Source organism: Corynebacterium sp. AOP40-4SA-5, from assembly GCF_052377355.1.
In the GTDB taxonomy this organism is placed as follows: domain Bacteria; phylum Actinomycetota; class Actinomycetes; order Mycobacteriales; family Mycobacteriaceae; genus Corynebacterium.
In genome coordinates, this window is record NZ_JBQSWS010000028.1 from 1 (window position 1) to 24,268 (window position 24,268).

The following is a 24,268-nucleotide window of genomic DNA, read 5'->3' on the forward strand; positions in this document are numbered from 1 at the left end:
GCAGTTGCCTCAATAAACAAATAATGGCGATCCTTAGAAGTATCATTCCCCTTTAGGAGATGTAGTGGCAGAACTATTCACGGACCTTCCAGCTGCATTTCGACTCTCGACTGAGTCTATATACCGGTTGCCGACTCTCAACAATCCTCAGTCGAAAGCTTTCCAGGAAGAGACACTTACAGAATTACTCGTCGGATTTCTGACTGGCTCCCACTATAGAATTCAAGCCCCATGCCCCACCTGCAGGCAAGATGATTGCTCCCACTGGGATTCAACTTTCTCGCAGGAGGTCGAAGGATCGCATGTCGGCCTCCTCACGAAAAAACAAGAGAAGTCGGTCGGAGCCGACTTCATCTATAGGATAGTTGATTCTAAAAGCAAGAAGCAGGTAGTACTTCTCATCCAGGCGAAGAAGATCCAGAGGAACAAGGACGGTCGCTTCAAGAAGATCAATTGGCCCACCATCGAGAATAGGGCACGAGACCAGTACGATACCCTTGTCGGCCAGAAAGGTCTAAACTTCGCGGCGTACTACCTCTTCTATCCCGAACTAGAACACGCGCATGACGACACGGTCACCCTGGACCGTTGCGGGACTACGTCTCACAACTCAGTCGAAGCCACTTCTGCAGTTCTCGTCGCTGCGAGTCAGGTCAAGGAGTCAATTCGCCAGCGGGAGGATCCGGTTGACCTCCTTCGCAGGGGCCGTAGCTTCATCTGCCTCACAGATGGCATTCCCGGAGGAAGAACCTCTTCCGACTTTGATAAAGCTCTACATTTCGTCCAGGGTGACTACCCAAAGTTCTCACCCTGCTCCGCTTCGATTGTTCCAGAGAACAAGACTTCCATTATCACCCACGACAATTCTGTCGAGCATAAGGCAACTAGAACTAGCAAGAGCGGTGACGAGTCCAACAAATCCCGATCTAAGAGCAAAATGTTCTCCATCGCCTTGATAATTCTAGGAGACTGGAACGATGAAGACAGCGACAAAAGAAGCGGGTACGGCTATCGCGAAAAGATGGATAGCCAAGGAGAAGACCTTAAGAATTCGACGCGCATGTATTGGCGGATGAATCACAAAAAGGCGGAAAATCTCGACTACCTCGTTGCCTGCCGAAGAGGAACGCCGATAACCGCTTATCGCATTACAGATATCTACTTTCACCACGACAAGGGCGGAAAAGTGGAGTTCGGAGTCGAAACGATGCCCGAGGCAGATGACACCTCAAGCGCCATAATCCGGAAGTCAAACGACTATCTCAAAAACAATCAACGCTACGGCGGAGGATTTAGGTATCTAGATGTCAAAATTTAGGTTTGATTGTTCTGCGGCCGATAGAGATTGAAAGAACTACTGGAGGTCCAGCACCACACGCGGACCCCTCGCACACGTCGCGCGGGCTTCGACCAGGCCGCACGGTCACCCCGCTATTCGGTCCGTGAACTCAGTCGACATCATCGCCTGCGTTGAGCCCGTCTTCCAGCTCCACCCCGGTCGCCGCCGCAACATCCTCCACGCTCACTCCAGGCGCGGTCTCGCGCAGCACCAGACGTCCGCCGAACCCTGCGTCACCATCGCGCACCACATCAATCACCGCCAGGTCCGTGATGATGCGGTCCACCACGCCCTGGCCGGTCAGCGGCAACGTGCACTCCGACAGGATCTTCGGCGAACCGTCCTTCGCCACATGGTTCATCAGCACGATCACCTTGCGCGCACCGTGCACCAGGTCCATCGCCCCGCCCATGCCCTTCACCATCTTGCCCGGCACCATCCAGTTCGCCAGGTCACCGTGGCGCGAGACCTCCATCCCGCCGAGCACCGCCACATCCACGTGCCCGCCACGGATCATGCCGAAGGACAACGAGGAGTCGAAGAACGCCGCACCCGGGTTCACCGTCACCGTCTCCTTGCCGGCGTTGATCAGGTCGGCGTCCAGCTGATCCTCCGTGGGGTACGGCCCAGTGCCCAGGATGCCGTTCTCGCTGTGCAGCACCACGTGCACCCCCTCCGGCAGGTGGTTCGGGATCAGCGTGGGCATACCGATGCCCAGGTTCACGTACTGACCGTTCTCCAGCTCCTGGGCGGCACGCGCCGCCATCTGCTCCTTGGTCCAGCTCATGCCGACACCGTCCTCTTCTCGATCCGCTTGTCCTGCTCCCCGGTCTCCACCACTCGGTGCACGAAAATGCCCGGCAGGTGCACCTGCGCCGGGTCGATCTCGCCGGGTTCGACCAGACGCTCCACCTCGGCGATCGTCATCGTGCCAGCCATCGCGCACAGCGGGTTGAAGTTCATCGCCGACTTGGCGAACACCAGGTTGCCCTCCGTGTCCCCCACCTCCGCGTGCACCAGGGCGACGTCCGCGGGAAGCGCCTCCTCCAACACGAAGCGACGCCCACCGAACTCGCGGACCTCCTTCGGCGGGGACGCCACGGCGACCGAGCCGTCCTCCCGGTACTTCCACGGCAGACCGCCGTCGGCGATGGGCGTGCCCACGCCCGCCGGCGTGTAGAACGCCGGTACGCCCACACCGGCCGCGCGCAGCTTCTCCGCGAGCGTGCCCTGCGGGGTGAGCTCGACCTCCAGCTCGCCGGCGAGGTACTGGCGGGCGAACTCCTTGTTCTCCCCCACGTACGACGCCACGACGCGCCGCACCTGCCGGTTGTTCAGCAGCAGGCCCAGGCCACAGTCGTCGACGCCGCAGTTGTTCGAGTAGATCTCCAGCTCCCCCACCCCGGTCTCCACGAGGGCGGAGATCAGGGTGTCGGGGATGCCGTTGAGGCCGAAGCCGCCGACGGCCAGGCGTGCGCCGTCGCTCACGTCGCGCACGGCCTCCTGCGCGGTGGCGACGACCTTCGAGGTCGGGCCGGTTGATGTGTGGTTCATCGGGTCTCCAGTTCTCCGATCGGGAGGGTGAGCATGTGGTAGCTGAGTGTCTTGCCGTGACCGTCGAGGACCGGCGAGCCGGTGACCCCGCCGCCGAGCACGCCGCGCAGTTCACAGACGAAGGACTCCACGGCGGTGACGTCCCGCACGGTGACATCCTCCGTTCTACACCGGAAGTGCTCCGCCACCGCGGATGCGGTGAGCCGGTCGCGCAGTAATGCATGGTCGGCGCTGCTGCGCGGCAGGACGGCGACGATGAGGGTGTCGCCCTTGTCGCCCGTGCGGGCGTCGGCGTAGGTGTCGAGGACGGTCATCAGAGGGTTCCTTCCGCTGTGTTCATCATGCTCTCGGTACTCACCGTGTTCACTTCTGCGGCGATGTGTTCGCGCGGCAGCAGGGTCGAGCGGATCGCCAGGACCTCGCTGAGGCCCTTGCGCGCTCCCCCGCCGGCGGCAGGCCCGGCGCAGTACAGGGCCTCGACCTCCCAGCCGACGGCGTGCGCCTGCTCCCTGGTGCCCACCCGCGCGGCCACGCGCACCCGCACCTCCGGGGGTTCGGAAGCAGCGGGGGTCATGTTCCGGAACGCCGCACCGGTACCGATGAACTCCACGCTGACCTGCTCAGGGTCGATACCGTGCACCGTGTGCAGACGCTGCCGCACGATGTCCCACGCCAGGTCCGCGCGCTCGCGGGCTCGCGGCCCGGCGTAGCTGATCTGGCCCTCGCCCAACCAGCCGCCGCGGAAGCCGAGGGTGACCTTCAACGTCCCGGTCCGCGGGCGCCCCGTGGCGCCGCTGACACGCACGGCGTCCTGCCCGACCTCCTCGATACTCACGCCGGAGAAGTCGGCGGTCACGTCCGGGGTGAGGTAGGCCGCCGGGTCGGCGACCTCGTAGAGCATCTGCTCACGCACGGTCTGCCGGGTGAGCATGCCGCCGGTGTCGGCCAGCTTGCCGAGTACCGCGGTGGCATCCTCAGCAACATCTGCAAAGGGGAACCCGAGGTCGGCCATGCCGGGCACCGGTTTGGTCACCGGGTCGGCGAAGTAGCCGCCGGTGACCTGCCCGGCGCACTCCAGCAGGTGGCCCACGAAGGTGCCGGCACCCAGGCGCGCCCAGTCGTCCAGGTCCCACCCGAACTCGTGCACCATCGGTGCCAGGAACAGAGACGGGTCGGCCAGGCGCCCGGTGACCACCACGTCCGCCCCAATGTCGAAGGCGGGCAGGACCTGCTCCACACCCAGGTAGGCGTGCGCGGAGACCAGCCCCGCCGATTCCGTAGTCTCTGCCGACAGGGCCTCGCCGGTCTCCCACACCTGCGGGTCCTCTGACCGCACCTGCTGCAGGACGCTGTCGCCGGTGAGGTAGGCCACCATCACGGCGCGTTCCGGGACGACCTCGGCGGCGACCTTGGCGATCAGCCGCGCGGCGGCCTCCGGGTTCGCCGCGCCGGAGTTCGTCACCACGGTGGTGCCGTGGGCAACGGTGTGCGGCAGGACGGCGCGCATCCGGGTCTCCAGCAGCGGGTCGTAGCCGGCGTCCGGGTCGCTCAACCGACGCAGCTGCCCAGCGGCGACGGTGCGCTCCCCGAGACACTCGAACACGAGGTAGTCGAGCTCGGCGTCCTTGGCGAGCTTCACGGCCGGGTCGAGGCGGTCGCCGGCGAACCCTGCGCCGGAACCGATTCTGATGGTTCTCATCGAAAGTATCTCCTAGAAAGTCAGTGCTAGAACGTCAGGGCTAGAACGTCAGGGCGCCGGTGATGACCGCGGTCACGGTGATCACGATGGTGGTTCCCCACGCCCACAGGAAGGTGAACCGCTGGTGCTTGCCCAGCTCCACCTTCGCCATGCCGATGAGGATGAACGTGGACGCCGTCAGCGGGCTCAGCGGGAAGCCGGTGGTCATCTGCCCGGCGATCGCGCCGCGGGCGATCATCGCGGGGTCGGCACCCATGACCTCGGCGGTGTGGGCGAAGACCGGCAGGACGCCGAAGTAGAAGGCGTCCGGGGTGAACACCAGGCTCAGCGGCATCGAGACGACCGAGACGAGCACGGGCAGCACACTGCCGAAGCTCTCGGGAATCACGTCCGCGAGGCTCTGCGCCATGTTCTCGATCATGCCGGAGTTGCCGAGGATGCCGGTGAACACGCCCGCGGCGAAGACCATCGAGGTCACCAGCACCACGTTAGCGCCGTGGTCACGGAAGAGCTTCTGCTGGTCCTTCCACTTCGGGATGTTCACGCAGGCAGCGAGGGTGAACGCCACGATGAAGCACACCTCCATCGGCACGGCGTGGGTGAACAGCACCGCCACGAGGGCGAGGGTGAGCACCAGGTTCACCGCCATGCGCCACCGAGGGACGCCCGCGTCGCGGCGGGCGTGGTCGGCCTCGTCGACGGGGTCGACGGGGTCGACGGGGTCGACGGGGTCGACAGCGTCGGACGCTGCGGCGGCCGTTGCGTCCTGCGGGACGTCCTGCGCTGTGTTGTCAGCGTCCAGCCGGATGGTGCCGATGCGCTTCCGCTCCATGCGTCCGATGATGTAGGTCGCCACCAGCACCCACACGCCGCCGGCGATCATGGGGATGATCATCGGGGTGAAGACCTCGGAGGCGTCCATGTCCAGGGCGGCCATCGCGCGGATGGTCGGCCCGCCCCAGGGCAGCATGTTCATCAGGCCCGCGCCGAGGGCGACGATCGCAGTGAGGGCGATCGGGCGCATCCCGATCCGACGGTAGATCGGCAGGAAGGCCGACAGGGTGATCAGGAACGTCGCGGCACCGTCGCCGTCCAGATGCACGCACATGGTGACCAGTGCGGTGCCGATGGCGATCTTCACCGGGTCGCCCTTGGCCCAGGCGACCATCCGGCGGATCAGCGGGTCGAACAGGCCCGCCTCCATCATCACCGAGAAGAAGAGGATGGCGAAGGTCATCATCACCGCGATGGGAGCGACCTGCAGCAGGCCCGCGCCGATGAAGTCGCCCAGGTCACCGCCGTGGCCGGCGAGCACGGCGAAGACGATCGGCACGAGGACCAGGCCCACCAGCACGGAGGTGCGGGTGAACAGGGTGAGTGCCAGGAAGATCCCCACGGTGAGGAATCCGTACAGAGCAAGCACGAGGCTCTCCTTTGTCGGCGGAAGGGGTGCGGACCCTGGTCAGGTCGGTCGGCCGAGATGGCGGTCCTGTGACCTGGGTCGCGTGGATGATCCGATTATGAGCCGCCGCATTTAGTTGCGTCAAACAATAATCTTGCATAGATTCTTGCGGTATGCGGATAACTGACATCACCGTCGAGCAGATGCGCGCCACCGTCTGCGTCGCCGACCAGGGCGGATTCACCCTCGCCGCCGACCGCCTGGGGCAGTCACAGTCCTCGCTGAGCCGCACCGTCTCCCAGGTCGAGAAGGCCACCGGCGCGCGCCTGTTCGACCGCACCACCCGCAGCTTCGCCCTCACCGACGCCGGCACCGAGTTCCTGCGCGCCGCCCGGGTGGTCCTGGAGACCTACGACCGGGAGATCAACAACCTCGCCAGCTACCTGCGCGGGCCCAGCGGGGAACTGCGCCTGGCCACACTGCCATCACTCGCCGCCACCCTGCTGCCGCCGTTCATCGACCGCTTCCGCCGCACCTTCTCCAACGTGGGCGTCAGTCTGCAGGACCTCATGGCCGCCAACATCATCGAGCAGTGCCGCTACGGCACGGTGGACCTGGCCATCACCGCAGAGGACCCCGAGCTGCTCGACAGCCTCCCGGACCACTTCCGCTTCTCCCCCATCGCCGAGGAACACTTCGCCTGCATCCTGCCGGTGACCCACCGCCTGGCCGACCGGGACGCCATCGACTGGGAGGACCTCGCCGGCGACTCCTTCGTCTCCTTCACCGAGGCCAGCTCCGTACGACGCATCACCGACCGCGAACTCGCCGCCCGTGGCATCCGCCCGTCCCAGACCGTGACCGCCGGGACGATCTCGGCGGTGACGGGCCTGTGCGCGGCGAACCTCGGCATCTCCGCCGTCCCCGGCTTCGTGATCCCCATGACCCGCGTCGCCGGCGTGGTCCTGCGCCCCTTCCGCGGCGAACCGGTCACCAGGACGATCGGCGTACTGCAGGACACCACCCGCACACTCTCGCCGGCGGCGCGGGAGTTCCTCACCCTGGTGGCCCACTCCACGTCCGCCGACATGACGCTGCCCGACTTCACCACATGGACGGGACTGGGCGCCTGACCCCGGCACCGACACCGCCGGCACCGCCGCCTCCGCGAGAATTATTTGATGTGAGTACGGAAACAAACCCTCACGATGCCGACATCCGTTCGTTACCCACGCCTACACTTCAGCAATGCTCGGCTATATAGCGTGGGGGCATTTTCTTGGCAAATACCTCTGTTTGACGTGCGCGAATCCGTCAGAATGCGCAGAATTACTCCCGGTCTGCTCAATTTCATTCGCGCTGATCTTAATTGCCCGATATCCATAAAGGTTTCCCTCGTGCCATAAATCAGACACCGTCAAAAGTGGTGGGTCCGGTCACATGACTTCTATAGTCGCGCCCACCGAAGGACATGTAACGGTCCTTCCAGAAAAACGCCGACTAACTGAATGAGAACAGAGGTCACCCGACCCGCTGGAACTGACGAGTTTACGTCAATTAACAACGTACTTGTCGTGCCAACCATCTGTGTCCGTTTCCGCCAGATCCATGCACCTCGCCATTCAGAAAGGGACATCCGGGCGCCCGGATGCCCCACCAGTCGGTCACGGGAGAAAAAGGAAGAATCCTCGACGGTAGGGACATCAATGAAACGTAGTTCACCACAGGACGTACACAGGCCGGTCCATGACAGCGCGACCGACCATCCGTCGTCCGCCATCTTCGGTGTCGCGCAGGCACCGGCCCCGCGAACGCTGATCGACATCCTCAACAGCACCACGGTCGCCCACCCCGACGCCCTGGCCCTGGTGGGCGGGGACACCGAACTCACCTACGAGCAACTGGCCGCCAGCATCGCCGAGCAGGTCGAGCGGCTGACCCGGGCAGGCATCCGGCCCGGGGACCGGGTTGGTGTGCGCGTACCGTCCGGCACGACCGACCTCTACGTGGCGATCCTCGCCACCCTGGCGGCCGGAGCCGCCTACGTCCCGGTGGACTGGGACGACCCCGATGCGCGGGCACGCAAGATCTGGGCCGAGGCCGACGTCGCCGCCGTCTTCGGCGCCGGCCTCGCCCTGGACCCGGCGCGGGAACCGCGCCCGGCCACGCCCACGCCGGACGCTCCGTCCTCCCCCACGGTGGACGACGACGCCTGGATCATCTTCACCTCCGGCTCCACGGGGACACCGAAGGGCGTGGCCGTCACCCACCGCGCCGCGGCGGCCCTCGTCGACGCCGAGGCCAGGATGTACCTGACCCGCGACCCCCTGCACCCGGGTGACCGGGTCATGGCGGGGCTGTCCGTCGCCTTCGACGCCTCCTGTGAGGAGATGTGGCTCGCCTGGCGCTACGGCGCCGCCCTCGTCGCCGCGCCGCGTGACGTGGTGCGTTCTGGCGACTCCCTCGGAGCCTGGATCACGAACAACCGGATCAGCGCGGTGTCGACGGTGCCCACGCTGGCGTCGTTCTGGCCGGTCGACGCCCTCGACAACGTCCGCCTGCTGATCTTCGGGGGCGAGGCCCTCCCCGTCGAGCTCGTGAACCGGCTCGCCAGGGACGGCAGGGAGTTGTGGAACACCTACGGCCCCACCGAGGCCACGGTCATATCGACCGGCCAGCTGATGGACGAGGTCCAGGACGGTCAGCCGGTACGTATCGGCAGGGCGACACCCGGGTGGAGGCTCGCCGTGGTCGACCCGTCCACCGGTGAGCCGGTGCGCTGGGGAGAGTCCGGCGAACTCGTCGTCGCCGGGGTGGGACTGGGCCGCTACCTCGACCCTGTGAAGGACGCCGAGGTCTACGCGCCGCTCCCCGCCCTCGGCTGGGACCGCGCCTACCGCACCGGCGACCTCGTCGTCGCCGACCGCGAGGGGCTCGTCTTCGCCGGCCGTGCCGACGACCAGATCAAGTTCGGCGGACGCCGCATGGAACTCGGCGAGATCGACCGTGCGCTCGCGACGATCGAGGGTGTCGGTGCGGCGGCGGCCGCCAAACAGACGACCCCGGCGGGGTCGGACGTCATCGTCGGCTACGTCGTCCCGGACGACCGGCACCAGCAGACCGGTGAGCAGATCGACCTCAGGGCCGCCCGGGAGCATCTGCGGGCCGTGCTGCCCGGAGGCATCTCCCCCACGCTGTGCACGGTGGCGGAACTGCCGCTGAAGACCTCCGGGAAGGTCGACCGCTCGGCCTTGCCCTGGCCGCTGCCGGACGACGGCGGAGGGATCTCCACGCTGCCGGCGGAACTGCACGCGCTCGGGCAGATGTGGACCGACCTGCTGGGGCCGGTACCCCTGGACGCCGACTCGGACTTCTTCGACCTCGGCGGGTCCTCCGTGGCCATCGCCAAGCTCGCCACCTCGCTGCGCGCCACGCACCCGGCCGTCAACATCGGGGCGCTCTACGACCACTCCACGTTGACGGGCATGGCGGACTACGTGGCCGGTCTCCGGGAGAGCAACGAGTCCCGGCCGATGCCGGCCGGAATGCCCTGGTGGTCCGGCGTCGTCCAGTTCCTCGTGGTCTGCGGCATCTACGTCCTCAACGCGGCCCGCTACATCGTCGGCTCCATCCTGGTCATCTGGGCCCTCGCCTTCTTCTTCGAGGCCGGCTGGGTCCCCTACCCGCCCCTGGCGCCACTTCTCGTCGGTTGGCTCGTCCTGTTCTCGCTGCCGGGGAAGGTCGTCCAGGCGACGGTCGTGGCACGTCTGCTCACCCACCGGATCACGCCGGGCACCTACCCTCGCGGCGGGCTGGTCCACCTGAGGATATGGGCCGCCGAGCGCGTCCTCACCTACCTCAAACTGGAACCGCTGCTGGGCACACCGGTGACGCCGGTGCTCTTCCGCCTGTTCGGTTGCCGTGTCGGACGCGGCACGGAGCTCCAGACCTTCCCGCCGGTGACCGGCCTGCTGTCCGTGGGCGACGACACCACCCTGGAGCACGAGGTCGACGTCAACGGCCACTGGCTCGACGGCGACACGCTCCATGTCGGGGTCATCCGGGTCGGCGACGAGGTACGGGTCGGCATGCGGAGTTGGCTGGGGCCCGGCGCCGACCTGCGCGACGGGTGCGAGATCCTCGCAGGCTCCTCCGTCGCTGGATGGGTGCCCGCCCACCGGCTCTACGGTGGTTCACCCCCGGCCGACTGGGGGGAGGCGGGCCTCACGTGGCCGGAGCAGAGCCCCGAGGACGCGGCCGGCGACGGCGCGGTGGGGACACTCTCGCGCCTGCCGCACCGGCTCCTCTACATGGTCGGCCTCGCATGGATGGGGTTGCTGCCGCTCCTGGCGATCCTGCCGGGGACGTTCCTGGTTCTGCCGCACGTGGTGGAACGCACCCGCTACGAGGACGTCTTCCCCACCTTCGCCGCCTGGGTCCCGGTGTTCACCCTGCTCACCATCCTCACGTGGATCTCGCTGGTCATCGTGACCGTGCGGCTGTCCTCGCTGCTAATCCGCCCCGGGTACTTCCCGACCGAATCGACCACGGGCTGGGCGTTGTGGCTCACCCACACGATGATGCAGAAGACGCTCACCTCGACCTACTTCCTCTACGCGGCGTGGTACACGCCCGCATTCCTCCGACTGCTCGGGGCGAGGGTCGGCCAGGGCAACGAGATCTCCACGGTCGAGACGATCCCGCACCTCACCTCCATCGGTGACAGGTGCTTCCTCGCCGACCACTCCATGTGCACCGCCTCGCGGCACCGTGCCGGCTGGATCCATGTGGGGACCACCGTCCTCGGCAACGGGTCCTTCGTCGGCAACTCCGGCATCGTCGGGCCGGACTACGACCTCCCGGAGAAGTCGTTGATCGCCGTGCTCTCCTCGACGCCCTACCGGGCGGAGCGCGGGACCTCGTGGCTGGGCCGCCAGACCAGGGAGATCCCCCGCCGCCATGTCGAGGCAGACCTGTCGAAGACCTTCAACCCGGGGCCGGGGCTCCGGGGCGCGCGTGCCAGCGTGGAATTCCTCCGCCTCGTCCCACCGGTCATCGCCGCCTACCTCGACCTGTTCATCGTCTGGGCGGGGACCACGGTCTACATGCGGTCGGAACCCGGCTGGCCCGGGATCTGGACGGTCTGCCTGTGGTCGGTGCCGATCGTGCTCGTCGCAGGCGTGGTGGCCTGCCTCGTTCCGGTGCTGGCGAAGTGGCTCATCGTGGGCCGGTTCACCGCGGGGGAACGCACGCTGTACTCGACCTTCGTGTGGCGCAGTGAACTCGTGGACAACTTCGTCGAGATGCTCGCCGTCCCCTCCCTCATCCGGGTCTCCCTGGGCTCCCCGCTCTACAACTGGTGGTGCCGGCTCATGGGAACCCGCGTGGGCAGGGCGGTCTGGTGCGAGACGTGGTGGCTCCCCGAGTTCGACATCATCTCCATCGACGACCACGCGACGGTCAACCGCGGCACCGTCCTGCAGACCCACCTCTTCCACGACCGCGTGATGTCCCTGGACCACGTCTCCCTGGGCGCGGGATCCACTCTCGGACCGAACAGCTTCCTGCTCCCCGGGGCCTCGATCGGCCCCCGGACGACCGTGCGTCCCGGCTCCCTGGTCCTGCGTGGGGACGCCATCCCCTCCGACTCCGTGTGGGCCGGCAATCCCGTCACCCACGTCAACCGTTAGGAAAATACCTTGGACACCTCGCCCGAAACAGGCGGTGCACGAGCCCGCCCCGACACCTGGCCCAGCCGCCCTGCATCCCTGGTGCCCGCGTCCGGCACCGGAGCACTGCCGGACGCACCGGGCGTCCCGAAGGAGGCCGCCGCCGACAGCGTCCGGCCCCTGCCCGGCCCGGCGCGGGTCCGTCCCATCTGGGACGGTGAACACGAGCTGGACCCCACGTCCTTCGCACCTCCCCCGCCGCTGGGCGAGTCCCACGGTTCCGTGCAACGGTGGAGCAGGCGGGCCGCCTTCGGACCCGTCGATGACCCGCGCCGGATCACAGGACTGGACGCGGCGCGGGGCTTCGCGCTCCTGGGGATGGTCGCGGTCCACACGATGCCGGCCTACAACGAGCTGACCGGCGAGCCGACGATGGTGTGGAGGCTGTTCGCAGGGCATTCGTCGGCGCTCTTCGGAGTGCTCGCCGGTGTCACCATCGCCCTCATCACCGGGGCCAACAACCCGCACACGGGCCTGCGCCTGCGCCGTGACAGGGTGTCGCTGGCCGTGCGCGCCCTCATCATCCTGGCTATCGGGCTCCTCCTCGACCAGGTGGGGGTCCCCGTGTACAACATCCTCCCCTACTACGCCCTGATGTTCCTGGTGGCCATAGCGCTGACGGGGCTGCGGATCCGTCATCTCCTGGCCTTCGCCCTCCTCTTCACCGCGCTCGGGCCGGTGGTCATCAGGCTGGTGGCCGCGTGGGGCGGCTACACCACGACGCTCAACCCCAGCTTCTCGGACGTCGCCGACAACCCGCTCGACATGCTGATCACCCTCACGGTCGGTGGAACCTACCCGGCCGTGACCTGGATGGCCTACATCTGCGTCGGGATGACCCTGGGCAGGCTGGACCTGCGCTCCGTGGTCACGCACATCTGGCTGGTCGTCGTCGGCGGCGGTACGGCCGCGTTCGGCATCCTGCTCTCGACGTTCCTGCTCGACTACGGCCGGGTGTTCCGCAACATCTACGAACTGACGGACGGCTACGACGCGACCGACATCCAGGAGGTCCTGGACTACGGGCCGGACGGACACCTCCCCACGGACACGTGGTGGTGGTTGGCGACCTCGGGTCCCCATACCAACACCACCTTGTCCGTCGTCTCCGCGGCCGGGCTGGCGGTGCTGGCGATCGGCGTGTTCCTCCTGATCGCCAGTGGTGTGCGGGAACTGCTCACCCCCCTCATCGCAGTCGGCTCGATGACCCTGACCATCTACGTCTCGCACCTGCTGTTCCTCAAGTTCGCGTTGGACGCGGACTGTGACAACAGGGTCACCCTCCTCATCGTCCAGATCGTGGGGGCGGTTCTCTTCGCCGTCGTCTGGACCCTGGTGCGGGGCCGGGGCCCGTTGGAGGAGATCGTGTCGCGGATCTGCCGGTTCGCGACACGGGGCGTGGGCCGCACCCCGAACCCGACACCGACACCGACCCCGAGCTCATGAAGAAAGGACGTTCCGTGAAGCGAACCAGCGTGTTGTCGACCTGTCTCGCCGCCTCCCTGCTGTTCTCCGTGTCCGCGTGCGGTGGTGACGGCGGCGGCGCCGGCGGGAACGACGGGAACAGTGATCCCGTCGGCAACGGCGGCGGCAAGCACGTCCGCCCGCCCTCGACGATCGGCGGCACGGGCCGCGGTGGTGAGACCGCCTCCGCGGCACCGTCCGAAGAATCCAGTCAGGACCCCACGCAGGGACCCTCCCAGAATCCCTCCCAGGACGAGGTGCCGCTGCCGGTGTACCTCTACCCCAACGGCCGGGAGGTCGTGCTGACCGCGCCCGGCTCGTCGCTGGCGTTCGGCGACGCCGCGACGGTCGCCACGGCGGACGAGGAGGGCAGGCTGCTCGTGTGGTCGATCACCGCCCACGACGGCGTCCCGCGTGGCCGGGAGAGCGTGAGCCTGCTCGACCCCCTCGCCGGTGACGGCGTCGACCACTACCTGTGTTTCGCCTTCGACATCGTGTACCTCGGCGCGGTCCCCCGCTTCACCGACGACCCCGTCGTCCTCACCGCGCTGCCGGACGCCACCTCGGCGGTCCCCACACCGATGATGGTCCCCATGAGCCGGGACGGCCTCAACGGGAACCAGGTGGTCGGCAGCGTGGACGACGGCTGCGGGATCCCCCCGGTCAGCCGTCTGCCCGTCACCCAGAGCGAGCTGGTCGCGGGACGCCACTACGCCCGCGGCGTGTTGTCGCACGCCCCCGCCGACCCCGACTGGCCGAGCGTGCCGGTCGGTCTGCGGTTCGACTACGGCGGCGGCGTCCCCGGCGCCTCCGACGACCGGACGCGACCGGCCTCCGTCACGTGGCGCTAGGACAGGTCGCGCTAGAACATGGTGTTGGAGTTGGCTGACGTGGCCGGCACGTCCTGGATCACGTCCCAGTGCTCCGTGATCTCCCCGTCGACGACGCGGAAGATGTCGACCACTGCCTGGCCCCGGTCGTCGGGGCCGTTGGTGGAGTGCACGTGGAGGTACACCAGGTCTCCGTCCTCCGCGGTGCGCACGATCTCGCTGCGGTAGGCGGGGTTCTGCTCGAAGTAGTCGGTGAAGAAGTCGACGAACGGGGCGCGGCCGTCGGGGAGCTCGGGGTTGTGCTGGATGTAGTCCTGCGCGATGACGTCGGCCGCCGCCGCGTCGTGCCCGTTGAAGAAGTCCTCGTAGAACGTGGTCACGGTGTCGAGGTTCGAGGAGTCCTTGACCGCCGACACCTGCTGTGTCGAGGCGTCGGCCACCGCGGTTGCGTCCTCGGGGGCGGAGCAGCCGACGAGGCCGACGGCCAGCACGGCGGCGGCCGTTACGGTGGTCACTGAGGTCACTGTGGTCACTGTGGTGATCGGGCGAATTCTCATGGTTGTCCTTCCGGTTGTACGGCGGGGTGGGGTGTCAGCTGCCCAGGATCGACAGGCTCAGCCCGGTCGATCCGAGGGCGGTGACGGACGAGCCGAGGGCCACGAGGCCGCCGGTGAGGGAGACGAGACTGTCGGACAAGGTCGGGAAGTCCAGCCGGACCGACGAGGCGATCGCGTCGAGCGAGGACAGGACGATTCCGTACACGGCATCGAGAAACATGGTGGTCTACTTTCTTCAGGCGAAAAGGGTGGTCACGAACGGTGAGGCGAAGACGCCCTTCGGGTCGTTGCCGCGCAGCTCGGCGACGGCGTCCCTGGCGTCCGGCAATGAGTCGACGTAGAGGTCCGAGAGGCTGCTGTTGGTCCAGGGGCCGGCCGGGGTGTGCGCCCACCGTTTGGCCCATTCACCCCGCAGTGTCGCGTAGCCGCCGATTCGGGAGCGCAGGGTCTCCTCCAGCTCGGCGTAGAACTCGTCGGCGTGCGGGGTGCCCGGCAGGGTCAGGACGTCCAACCAGATCACGGTGTCCTTCTCCGGACTCCCCGGTACACGGGAGGCGCCGGAGAGCGAGGACGCCACGGCGCCGGCGACCACGCTGTGGGCGGGGTCGTCGACCTCGCTGACCCTGAGTTCGACGACGCCGTTGATCGGGTACTTCCGCTGACCCCGGTAGGTGTCCAGGAGGCTGGTGTACACCGCGGAGAAGTCGTGGGCGACCCGTTGGAGCTCGCTGCGTGGGACGACGGCACCGATGCTGCTGGCCGCGACCTTCAGCGTGGTCGGCCGCACGAAGTGGACGAAGCACTTGTTCGGCCCCCACATGTTGCGCGCCCCCGTCGCCGTCAGCCCGGCCTTGGTGGCGGACAACATGAAGCTCCCGAAGGCCGGTGCGAGCCGGTCCTGCCCGGAGACGATCTTCTCCAGGGTGTTCGCGGCGACGTCCGGGAGGGTGTCGGCGAAGGGGTAGTTGTACGGCCCGGTGACCCGCCTGGCCCCGGCGGGGCGTTGGTCCGCCCGCCGCCAGATCTGCACCCAGGGTGTCCTGGTGAAGCAGTACCAGATGAACCCGACCCGTCCGTTGACCTCGAGCAGGGAGGTCAACGAGTTCTCCCCCGCGTCCTCCGGTGCTGCCAGGATGTCGTCGATGTCGATGTCGGTCCTGTTGATGCAGTGGACGTTGACGTCCGGGGCGGTCTGCAGCGTCACGCTGATGATGAAGCATGACCCCAGGCAGGTCAGTAGCGCCGCGCATCGGGGATCGTCCCTGTTCACCGTGGTCGCCCGGTAGGTCCCGGTGTCGTGGTCCCACTCGAGGAACCTCAGTTGCGTGATCAGGTTGCTCATGGTGGACAGCGTCCGGCCGTCGGTGTGGGGCTCGTCGACGGTGGAGAGTCCCGTGCCGTGGCCGTTGACCGCCACCGCACCCACCACGGTGATGTCCCCCCGGGGCGGGGACGGAGAGCAGCGTCCTTCCGACCCCGTGGATCCGTTCCAGGAGGTCGTCCATCCTGGTCCCGCACCACGCGGTGACCGTGGAGTCCGTCGTCGCGGTGACGCCGGCGAGTTCGCGCACGTCGACGAGGACGGTCCGCGGGTGCGGACGTCCGACGGTCGCCACCGGCGACCAGCTGTGCTGGTACCCGAACGGACGCAGGTTCACGCCGCTCTCCGCGGCCCAGTTGGCCAGCGCGAGGACGTCGTCCTCACTCCCGGGCACCGCGGTCCACATCTTGCCGGTGACGATGGTGTTGTCCCAGTTGCTGAACACCGCCTGGGTGAGCTTGATCCCCTCGGGGAAGTTCGACATGAGTTCCGGGTCGCGGGTCACCGCCGCGGCACGGCCCATGGGCGAGAAGATGACTGTGGCGGCCGCGAGGGCCGAGAGCTTCCCGAAGTTCCTTCGTGTGACGTCGTAGTCTGACATGTCCTGTCCTTCTTCTGGAGGTTGAAACACCCCGAGACCCGGCCGTGCGGCCGTGCTCGGGGTGTCGACAACAGGTGGGTTGGTCCCGGGGGATCGTCCTACGGTCCTACGAACCGCTGATCGACCCGGAGGTGATGGGGCGGGCTGACGAGCAGTAGGACAGGATGTCCCCGATCGTGGTGGGCAGGTGGAACAGGGTGTCCTGGATCGCGTACACCGGGATCTGGACGAGGAGCCTGATCGGCAGGCCGATCAGCTCGGCGAGACTGTTCGGCGACAGCGACTCGCGGATGTCGGCACCGTGGTCACGGAAATTGGCCAGCAGCCATTCCCACGACGCTGCCGGACCGCTGCACACGTTCCAGTTCCGGAGGTCCTCGTCGTGGCTCGGGTTCCAGATGATTCCTTCGGCGGACCCGATGGTGGGTGTCGAGACGTCGTCGGCGGCCGCGGTCGCGACTCCGCCGGCCATGACGGTCATGGTCAGGCACGCCGAAACGGCGAATTTCTTGGTGGTGGTGCTCATGGTGGTGGTCATTGCCAGTCCCCTCAGCTTCCGATGATTCCGATGATTGCCGCCGGAATGACACCAATGACAATGGTGGCCAAGCCAAGGGCTAGATTGATTGGAACGACAGCCAGTTCCAGAATTGCGTCGAGCATTTCCTCTCCTTTCGGACCTCCCCAGCGTTGAGGAGTGGACCGAATATAGATCACCAGGTTCGCAATGTGGAGACTTATATGCATAGTGAATCAAACTAGCTACCAGGATAAACGCCGTTCGAAAGTTAGCGATAAACGTTAATTGTTCCCCCATTTACGACCGCTCATTTATTGCAATTGTAGGTTACGGATAATTGTTATGTTTGCCCCTCGACGTAAAAACTCCCCCGCCAACCGCGCCGGTATTCTCCTGCGGCCGGCCGCCACGTGGACGGCGGGCGGATGGTTGACTGGGCGGCATGCCTCTACCGTTCATCACCGCCGACGAGGTCCGTCAGCGCGTCCCCATGCTCTCCGCCGTCGACGCGATCGAGCAGACCCTGCGCGACGGCCTCGACCCCGCGGGCGCACCCGCCCGCAGCAGCGTCCCGCTCGACCACGGCAGCTTCCTGCTGATGCCCGCGCAGACCCGTGGTTCCGCCGGGGTGAAGGTCGCCAGCGTGGCACCCGACAACCCCGCGGCCGGACTGCCGAAGATCCAGGGCCTCTACCTGCTGTTCAACGCCACCACCCTGGAGCCGAGCGCGGTCCTGGAGGGCAGTTCACTGACCGAGATCCGCACCCCGGCGCTCTCCGCGGTCGGTGTGCGCCACCTCGCCCCCGGGCGTGGGCGGACCGGTGACGGGGTGGACGTCGTCCTGTTCGGCACGGGCCCGCAGGCCTACAACCACGTCCACGCCACCGCCGCGGTGCGACCGATCAACTCCGTCACGGTCCTGGGTCGCCGCCAGAGCAAGGTCGACGAGCTGGTCGCCCGACTCACGCAGGACGGTGTCAGCGCCGTCGCCGGCACCGATCCGGCCGACCACGTCCCGCAGGCCGACCTGGTGCTGTGCTGCACCAGTGCCAGGGAACCGCTCTTCGACGGTTCCCTGGTGCGTGACGACGCCCTGGTGGTCGCGATGGGGTCCCACGAGCCGGACGCCCGGGAGACCGACGACGTCCTGCTGTCACGGGCCACGGTGTACGTCGAGGACGTGGACACCGCGATGCGTGAGGCCGGTGATGTGCGCATCGCCGTCGACAACACCACGATCAGCACCGATGACCTGCACACGCTCAGCGAGCTGGTCAACGACGGCCCCGTGGAGGCCCCCGGCCCGGTGCTCCTCAAGACCGTGGGCATGGGTTGGCAGGACCTCGCCGTGGCCGAGGTCGCCTACAGCACCGAGGAACGCTGACACGGCGGAGGTCGAAGGTGCATAGGCGGGATCACGCCCCGTGGATCAACCGCGGACGCTCGCTCACACCTCGAAGCTGCCGAACAGCACCGTGGCCAGCAGCAGGCCGAGCACGAGGTTGAACACGGTGGCCAGTCCGAACACCGCCACCGGGCGGGCCCCCGCCTCCTTCAGGGAGCGTGCCTCGAACTCCAGGCCGATGGAGACGAACGCCAGGATCAGGAAGTAGTCGCGGAAGCCCTTCACGGTGGCGTCCACACCCTCCATCGTCGCCTCGTCGAGGAACTCCGCGGCCACCGTGACGATCACCGACGCCGCCACGAAGCCGATCACGAACTTGGGGAAACGGTGCCAGAAGTCGATGGCACGCAACCTCGGGGCGCCCTCTCCCCGATCAACCTTGACCGCGAACCACGCGGTCAGAGCCACGGCGACGAATCCGATGAGTGCGTTCTGGGTGAGCTTCACGATCGAGGCGATCTGCAGGGCGTCCTCCCCCGCCAACGCGCCGGCCGCGCTCACCGCGGCGGTGGTGTCGATGTTGCCGCCGATCCAGGCACCCGCCACCGCGTCCGGCAACCCCAGTACCTGCGCCAACCAGGGGAGAAGAAAGATCGACGGCAGGGCGAACACGATGACCAGTGTCGCCGTGTACGCCAGGTGCTCCTTCTTCGCCTTCACCGCCCCGGCCGCGGCGATCGCCGCGCTGACCCCGCAGATCGACACCGCCGAAGCCAGCAGCGCACGAAGGTGATCGTCCACCCCCAGCCTGCCCGCGACCCACCAGGTGAAGAAGAACACCCCGGTGATCAGCACCAGTGCCTGGAGCACCGCCGGCCCTGCGGCCCGCAGGATCACCGACAGCACCACGGTGCCGCCGAGCAACACCAGCCCGGTCTTGATGAAGAACTCGGTGCGGAACCCCGCGGCGAGGCGCCCCCGCACCCCCAGGGCGGACAGCACCGCGTTGAGCGACAGCCCGATCAGGATCGCGTAGACGGGGAACTCGACCGCCCCGCCGAGCTTCGCCACCGCCGTGCCCTCGGACCATTCGGGGACGTTCTCGGTGAGGTAGCGGGTCAGCGCCCCGCCGCCGAGGACCACGACGAGCCCGGCGACGGCCCAGCGCCACTCGAGACGCCGACCGTCCTGCAGGTTTGCCCGCTCGATGCTGCCTTCACCGACGCCACCGACCGTGGCGGTCACAGGACCAGCCAACTCTCGGTGATCACGCCGGCCAGCACGAGGACCAGGATCCCCAGCCCAGCGACCACGGCAGCCCAGTCCTCCGACAGGGCGAACCTGGCGACCTGCCTGACGGCCTCGTTCGACTCGTCTGACTCGCCGGGTCCGCTGTTCGCCGTGTCCTCGCTGGTGTGTGTCGTCATGCACCGAAGATAGACAACTCAGTCTACCTGGTGGAAGCGTTCCATTCCCCCTGAATCAACCGCGCCGCCACGACGGTCAAGCCCTGGGAGGTGGTGGCTCCAACACCTCTGCTGCCCGGCGCAATCCCGGCATTTCGGTCCGGTCGCTGTCAGAGATCGGACCGAAATGCAGGGATTGCGCCGGTGGCGTGCGGACGTCGGAGACACATAGGCGGGGATCACGCCCCGCGGATCAACCGCGCCGCCGCGACGACCGGTTCCACGATCACTCCCGGGTAGGTCGACTCCAGCTCCGCGGCCACGTCGCTGAGCGGACCGCCGCCGATCACCACACGGTCGGCCCCCTTCGTCACCGCGCGCTCCACCGCCACCGCCAGCTCACACCGGCTGGCCTGTGGCGAGGTCGCCAGCACCAACGGGTCGGTGCGTGTGAGCTCCAGTCCCGTGTACGACTCCGCCACCCCCACCCGTGCCACCAGCTCTGCCAACGACCCCGCCAGCTCGCCGGTGGTCGTCGCGATGGCGAAACGTCCTCCCGCGGCCGTGGCGGCGAGCAGGGCGGCCTCGCCGATGCCGGTGACGAGCACCCCGTCCAACGCCGGCAGGTGGCGCAGCTCCCGCACACCCGGGTCGCCGAAGGCGCCGACCAGCACCGCGTCGAAGCTCGATCCGTCCTGCGAACCGTCCTGTGCAGCATCCTGCAGCGCACCACGCACGGCGTCGACCACATGCCCCGCGGCGTCCTGCAGCGCGTCCGGCGTGGTGATCATCGCCGGGCCGCGCGCAGCGGTCACGGCGGTCACCACGCAGCCGGGAGCCTCGGCGAGCGCAGCGTCCGGCCCGAGGGCGGCGCGCAGCCGCCGCGCCATCATCGCGGTGGTGGATTGGTTGGTGTTCGGGTTGACCAGCAGGATGCGTCGGGTCACCGCAGACCCCCGCGCGCCGCGGCCAACTCGCGCACGCCCGTGGCGATGCGCACCTCCGAGATCGAGGCCAGGCCCACGCGCACCTCGTCGCGGCGCACCACCGCACCCGGCGCGTAGTACAGCTCACCGGGACTGACCAGCACTCCCCTGCCGCGGGCACGCACCGACCAGTCGGCCGTGTCCGCCCCCTGCGGGTCGTGCATCCACATGTTCATCTGCGGCACCACCAGCTGCCCGGCCATGTCCGGCAGGTAGGTGCCCACCGCCTCGCGGAACTGCTCGTACTTCGACCGCACCCGCAGCCGGTAGCTGCGCAGCTGGCGGGCGTAGTCACCGGAGCGCACGAACAACGCCAGGCTGCGCTGCAGCATCGGCGAGGGCGTCTTCGTGGAGAAGTGCCGGAAGCGTCGCAACGCGGCGATCAGCTCCGGGGCGGCGACCACGTAGCCCATGCGCAGCCCCGGCGCGAGGTACTTCGAGAACGTGCCCAGGTACACCACGCGCCCGGAACGGTCGATGGACTTCATCGGCGCCAGGGGTGGACCCTGCAGGCGGATCTCGGCGTCGTAGTCGTCCTCCACGACCACCGCGTCGGACGACTCGGCGAGCGCCAGGAACCTGCGGCGACGCTCCGGGCTCAGCGCCACGGACGTCGGGTGGTGGCTGCTGGGCGTGAGGTAGACCAGGTGCGCACCCGCGGCGTCGTGGGCCACCGCGCCCTCCCGGTCCACGCGCATGTGCTGCATGCGCGCCCCACTGGCGGCGAAGACCTGGTACGCGTCGACGTAGCCGGGGTTCTCGAAGGCGACACGCACGCCGGGGCCGACCAGCGCCAGCGACAACAACGACAGCGACTGCTGCGTGCCCGCGGTGATCATCACCTCGTCCGGGCCGGCACGCACCCCACGCGGGGCGAGCACCTCCTCGACCAGGGCGTTGACCAGCATCGGGTCGTCGCCCTCGCGGGGATCGCCGAGTGCCACGTGCAGGTTGCGTCCCGACATCGCCGCATTCACCGCCTTGAGCCACGAGCGGGTGGGGAACGTGTTCTCCTCCACCTGCCCGCTCATGAACGGGAACGGGTAGCGCCGCTGGTCCGGCACCACGATCCGGGTGACCGGCGGGGCGTCACGGTAGAACAGTTCGTCCCAGTCCACGCAGGACGCTGCGGGGGCGGTTGCGGGGTCGTCCGCGGCTGCGCGCCCCGGCGCGGGCGGTGGCAGGGTGGGCGCGGTGGCCGGGTACATGCCGCTGCGCGGCTTCGCCGTGATCAGCCGGTCGTCCACCAGGCGCTCCAACGCGGTCTGCACCGTGGTGCGCGAGACCCCCAGCTGCTCGGCGAGCTGACGCGACGACGGCAGGGCGCGGTTCAGCGGGTAGTCGCCCCGCGAGAGCCCCTGGCGCAGGAACGCGCCCACCCGCGCGTGCAGCGGGGTGACGTGGGCCAGGGCCGCCCAGTCGTCGGTGAAGCTGTGCACCGGGTCAGCATAACCCCGACACCAGAAGCAGACATGCCGCCACGAAGGCCACCACCCGCCCGAGCATCGTCACCAGCCCCATCGGCGCACGCCTGGCCAGCACCACGCCGAGCACCGAACCGATCACGATGCCGACGACGAACGTGCCGATACCGTCCCACCCGTCCGGGGCCAGTCCCGTCGTCGGGGCCAGCACCACCAGCCCACACACCGAGGCGACCAGGAACATCACCGCCAGACCCTCGCGGTACCTGCGGGCGTCCGGCGCCTGGTAGACCATCAGCAACGGCGGGCCGGGCAACGCCACCGTCGCCGTCATCGTGCCCGCCACGAACCCGCCCACACCCATGCGCGTGGGAGAGGTCGTGATCACCCTGCCGAGCAACGGCGGCAGCAACGCCACGATCACCCCCAGGGCCACCACCACGTTCACCGCCTTCTGGTGCTCCCCGATCCACGCCAGGAACGGCACACTGACCACCGTTCCCACGATGATGCCCACCCCGGCGGGGAGGAGCAGGCGGGCGTCCTTGCGCAGGTTCGCCCGCTTCGACGTGGCCACCGAGATGATCATCAGCACCGTGGTGATCGTGAGCAACGGCCCGGGCAGCAGGTTCGGCGCGACGAGCACGACCAGGGGCGCGGCGACCAGGGCGAACCCCGAGCCGGTGACGGCCTGGATCACCGCGGCCACGATGCCGACGGTGAGCAGCAGTGCGGTGCACATGCTCAGCACCCCCGGTCCGTGAGATGTGCGGGGTGTGCGCGGGAGGCGCGGGGTGCGCGCTGCTGGTGTGCCATGGGGATCCTGGCCTCTCGTCGTCGGGCGGCGGGGGCGCGGAGGGTCACTCCGGCGCGCCGCCCCAGTTGTGCGGGACTCCCCCAGCCTGCTGTGCCGACGACTGGACCTGAATATCCACGGGACGGGCAGTACGGGCGGTCCAGTTGAAACATGCCAGAAACATTGAGTCCGGCGGGTTACCCGGGGTGCTCCGGGTGCTCGGTGCGCCACCGCGTCCCCGCCAAGCTCGGCATACTGGGGCCCATGACCCGCCGACGAGTGACCCTTCGCGCCGTGACAGCGAGTGTCGGCACCGTTGTCGGCTCGTGCGCCCTGCTGCTCACGTCCTGCACGACACCGCAGGCCTCCACCGACGGTGGCTACAGCTCCCACGCCGCCACGCTCGACGGGGTCAACCGCACCTGGGACGTCTACACGCCGGAGAGCGGTGGATCCGGTCGATCAGACGAGGCCCCGCTGCCGGTGGTGCTGGTCATCCACGGCACCGGCGACACCGGCGCGGGCATCCGTTCGGGGATCGGGCGGGACCTGGAGCGTCTCGCCGATCGCGACGGGTTCATCGTGGCCTACGTCGACGGGTATGCCAACAACTGGAACGAGTGCCGCGCGGCCGGCGACTGGCCCGCCAAGCAGCAGGATCTCGACGACGTAGGCCTGATGCGTCACGTGGTCGAGACGATCCACGGGGATTCAGGCGACTCCGGCGACTCCGATGCCTCCGATGTCGCTGCCCCCGTGTACGCCATCGGGTACTCCAGCGGCGCGCACATGGCCCAGCGCCTGGCCTACGAGGCGCCCGACCTGGTCAGCGCCGTGGCCTCAGTGAACGGCAACGTACCCACAGACGACAACTTCACCTGCAGCGATGAGCACCAGCCGGTGCCGATACTGTTCCTGCAGGGCCGCGAAGACCCGATCAACCCCTTCGACGGTGGCGAGGTGGTGCTCGGATCCGGTGCCAACGCCGTGAGCCGTGGGAACGTCCGCTCCGCCGAGGACAGTGCCGAATGGTTCGCCCAGCGCAACGGCATCGCGGACACCGGCTCACCCACCACCGTGCAGGACGGAGACGCCAAGGTAACGACCTGGGGCGACGCCTCAGGTATCACTCCCGGTGGCTCTCCCGACGACAGCACTGTCCGGCTGATCGCCGTGGACCACAGCGGGCACTCCTTCCCCACCTCCACCGGCAACTGGGGCAACTCCGGCGGTGCCCGCTACGACGGCCCCGGCGCGATCTGGGACTTCTTCAAGTCCGCAACCTCCTAGCAGCC

The 24,268-nt window shown here is 67.8% G+C and carries 21 protein-coding genes and 1 pseudogene; 7 read left to right on the forward strand and 15 right to left on the reverse strand.

Annotated elements, in window-relative coordinates:
• Nucleotides 1–64 precede the first annotated feature (64 nt).
• The gene (locus ACT3S3_RS13540; protein ID WP_444626928.1) at nt 65–1,318 is read left to right on the forward strand and encodes a DUF6615 family protein; all 1,254 of its coding nucleotides are present in this window, start codon (nt 65–67) and stop codon (nt 1,316–1,318) included.
• Nucleotides 1,319–1,448: 130 nt separating this feature from the next.
• Here the strand turns inward: ACT3S3_RS13540 and ACT3S3_RS13545 are convergent, their stop codons facing one another.
• From ACT3S3_RS13545 to ACT3S3_RS13565, 5 genes are read right to left on the reverse strand one after another with little or no spacing between them, the layout of a single operon-like run.
• Entirely contained in the window at nt 1,449–2,126 is a 678-nt protein-coding gene (locus ACT3S3_RS13545; protein WP_444626929.1) for a CoA transferase subunit B, read from the reverse strand.
• A complete protein-coding gene (locus ACT3S3_RS13550; protein ID WP_444626930.1) occupies nt 2,123–2,893 on the reverse strand; it encodes a CoA transferase subunit A in 771 nt (256 codons plus the stop codon). The genes ACT3S3_RS13545 and ACT3S3_RS13550 overlap by 4 nt, the downstream gene beginning before the upstream one ends.
• Nucleotides 2,890–3,207, reverse strand: a complete 318-nt coding sequence (locus ACT3S3_RS13555) for an AtuA-related protein (RefSeq protein ID WP_444626931.1) — start codon at nt 3,205–3,207, stop codon at nt 2,890–2,892. Before ACT3S3_RS13555 ends, ACT3S3_RS13550 begins: the two co-directional genes overlap by 4 nt.
• Nucleotides 3,207–4,592, reverse strand: a complete 1,386-nt coding sequence (locus ACT3S3_RS13560) for an acyclic terpene utilization AtuA family protein (RefSeq protein WP_444626932.1) — start codon at nt 4,590–4,592, stop codon at nt 3,207–3,209. Before ACT3S3_RS13560 ends, ACT3S3_RS13555 begins: the two co-directional genes overlap by 1 nt.
• A 40-nt stretch (nt 4,593–4,632) precedes the next feature.
• Nucleotides 4,633–6,015 carry a CitMHS family transporter gene (locus tag ACT3S3_RS13565; RefSeq protein ID WP_444626933.1) on the reverse strand — a complete coding sequence of 461 codons (1,383 nt, stop codon included), beginning with the start codon at nt 6,013–6,015 and terminating at the stop codon, nt 4,633–4,635.
• Nucleotides 6,016–6,167: 152 nt separating this feature from the next.
• On the opposite strand from ACT3S3_RS13565, the gene ACT3S3_RS13570 reads away from it, so the two are divergent.
• The 4 genes from ACT3S3_RS13570 to ACT3S3_RS13585 all read left to right on the forward strand — a co-directional run bounded on the left by ACT3S3_RS13570 (nt 6,168) and on the right by ACT3S3_RS13585 (nt 14,038).
• Nucleotides 6,168–7,127, forward strand: a complete 960-nt coding sequence (locus ACT3S3_RS13570) for a LysR family transcriptional regulator (RefSeq protein ID WP_444626934.1) — start codon at nt 6,168–6,170, stop codon at nt 7,125–7,127.
• A gap of 573 nt (nt 7,128–7,700) precedes the next feature.
• The gene (locus ACT3S3_RS13575; RefSeq protein ID WP_444626935.1) at nt 7,701–11,684 is read left to right on the forward strand and encodes a Pls/PosA family non-ribosomal peptide synthetase; all 3,984 of its coding nucleotides are present in this window, start codon (nt 7,701–7,703) and stop codon (nt 11,682–11,684) included.
• 9 nt (nt 11,685–11,693) lie between these two features.
• Nucleotides 11,694–13,169: a heparan-alpha-glucosaminide N-acetyltransferase domain-containing protein gene (locus ACT3S3_RS13580; protein WP_444626936.1), complete on the forward strand. Its 1,476-nt coding sequence runs from the start codon at nt 11,694–11,696 to the stop codon at nt 13,167–13,169.
• A gap of 14 nt (nt 13,170–13,183) precedes the next feature.
• Nucleotides 13,184–14,038, forward strand: a complete 855-nt coding sequence (locus tag ACT3S3_RS13585) for a hypothetical protein (RefSeq protein WP_444626937.1) — start codon at nt 13,184–13,186, stop codon at nt 14,036–14,038.
• An 11-nt stretch (nt 14,039–14,049) separates the two neighbouring features.
• Here the strand turns inward: ACT3S3_RS13585 and ACT3S3_RS13590 are convergent, their stop codons facing one another.
• The 5 genes and pseudogenes from ACT3S3_RS13590 to ACT3S3_RS13610 all read right to left on the reverse strand — a co-directional run bounded on the left by ACT3S3_RS13590 (nt 14,050) and on the right by ACT3S3_RS13610 (nt 17,022).
• Nucleotides 14,050–14,532 carry a nuclear transport factor 2 family protein gene (locus ACT3S3_RS13590; protein ID WP_444626938.1) on the reverse strand — a complete coding sequence of 161 codons (483 nt, stop codon included), beginning with the start codon at nt 14,530–14,532 and terminating at the stop codon, nt 14,050–14,052.
• 76 nt (nt 14,533–14,608) lie between these two features.
• A complete protein-coding gene (locus tag ACT3S3_RS13595) occupies nt 14,609–14,794 on the reverse strand; it encodes a hypothetical protein (RefSeq protein ID WP_301444066.1) in 186 nt (61 codons plus the stop codon).
• A 15-nt stretch (nt 14,795–14,809) separates the two neighbouring features.
• Nucleotides 14,810–16,003 (reverse strand): cholesterol oxidase substrate-binding domain-containing protein, encoded by a 1,194-nt coding sequence (locus ACT3S3_RS13600; protein WP_444626939.1) that lies wholly within the window; start codon nt 16,001–16,003, stop codon nt 14,810–14,812.
• A gap of 22 nt (nt 16,004–16,025) precedes the next feature.
• Nucleotides 16,026–16,496, reverse strand: a pseudogene (locus ACT3S3_RS13605) (FAD-binding protein); the annotation flags it as partial.
• 106 nt (nt 16,497–16,602) lie between these two features.
• On the reverse strand, nt 16,603–17,022 hold the full coding sequence (locus ACT3S3_RS13610) for a hypothetical protein (RefSeq protein WP_441578707.1): 420 nt from the start codon (nt 17,020–17,022) through the stop codon (nt 16,603–16,605).
• A gap of 436 nt (nt 17,023–17,458) precedes the next feature.
• Between ACT3S3_RS13610 and ACT3S3_RS13615 the strand changes: the two genes are divergently transcribed.
• Entirely contained in the window at nt 17,459–18,400 is a 942-nt protein-coding gene (locus ACT3S3_RS13615) for an ornithine cyclodeaminase family protein (protein ID WP_444626940.1), read from the forward strand.
• Nucleotides 18,401–18,463: 63 nt separating this feature from the next.
• Here the strand turns inward: ACT3S3_RS13615 and ACT3S3_RS13620 are convergent, their stop codons facing one another.
• From ACT3S3_RS13620 to ACT3S3_RS13640, 5 genes are all read right to left on the reverse strand, one after another.
• The gene (locus ACT3S3_RS13620; RefSeq protein WP_444626944.1) at nt 18,464–19,555 is read right to left on the reverse strand and encodes a YeiH family protein; all 1,092 of its coding nucleotides are present in this window, start codon (nt 19,553–19,555) and stop codon (nt 18,464–18,466) included.
• 47 nt (nt 19,556–19,602) lie between these two features.
• Complete coding sequence (locus tag ACT3S3_RS13625) at nt 19,603–19,788, reverse strand: hypothetical protein (protein ID WP_301443604.1); 186 nt, start codon at nt 19,786–19,788, stop codon at nt 19,603–19,605.
• A 218-nt stretch (nt 19,789–20,006) separates the two neighbouring features.
• Nucleotides 20,007–20,714: an aspartate/glutamate racemase family protein gene (locus ACT3S3_RS13630; RefSeq protein ID WP_301443605.1), complete on the reverse strand. Its 708-nt coding sequence runs from the start codon at nt 20,712–20,714 to the stop codon at nt 20,007–20,009.
• Nucleotides 20,711–22,192 (reverse strand): aminotransferase-like domain-containing protein, encoded by a 1,482-nt coding sequence (locus tag ACT3S3_RS13635; RefSeq protein ID WP_301443606.1) that lies wholly within the window; start codon nt 22,190–22,192, stop codon nt 20,711–20,713. Before ACT3S3_RS13635 ends, ACT3S3_RS13630 begins: the two co-directional genes overlap by 4 nt.
• Nucleotides 22,193–22,196: 4 nt before the next feature.
• Nucleotides 22,197–22,919: a sulfite exporter TauE/SafE family protein gene (locus tag ACT3S3_RS13640; protein WP_301443607.1), complete on the reverse strand. Its 723-nt coding sequence runs from the start codon at nt 22,917–22,919 to the stop codon at nt 22,197–22,199.
• A 348-nt stretch (nt 22,920–23,267) separates the two neighbouring features.
• On the opposite strand from ACT3S3_RS13640, the gene ACT3S3_RS13645 reads away from it, so the two are divergent.
• On the forward strand, nt 23,268–24,263 hold the full coding sequence (locus ACT3S3_RS13645; protein WP_444626941.1) for an alpha/beta hydrolase family esterase: 996 nt from the start codon (nt 23,268–23,270) through the stop codon (nt 24,261–24,263).
• The last annotated feature ends 5 nt before the right edge of the window (nt 24,264–24,268 follow it).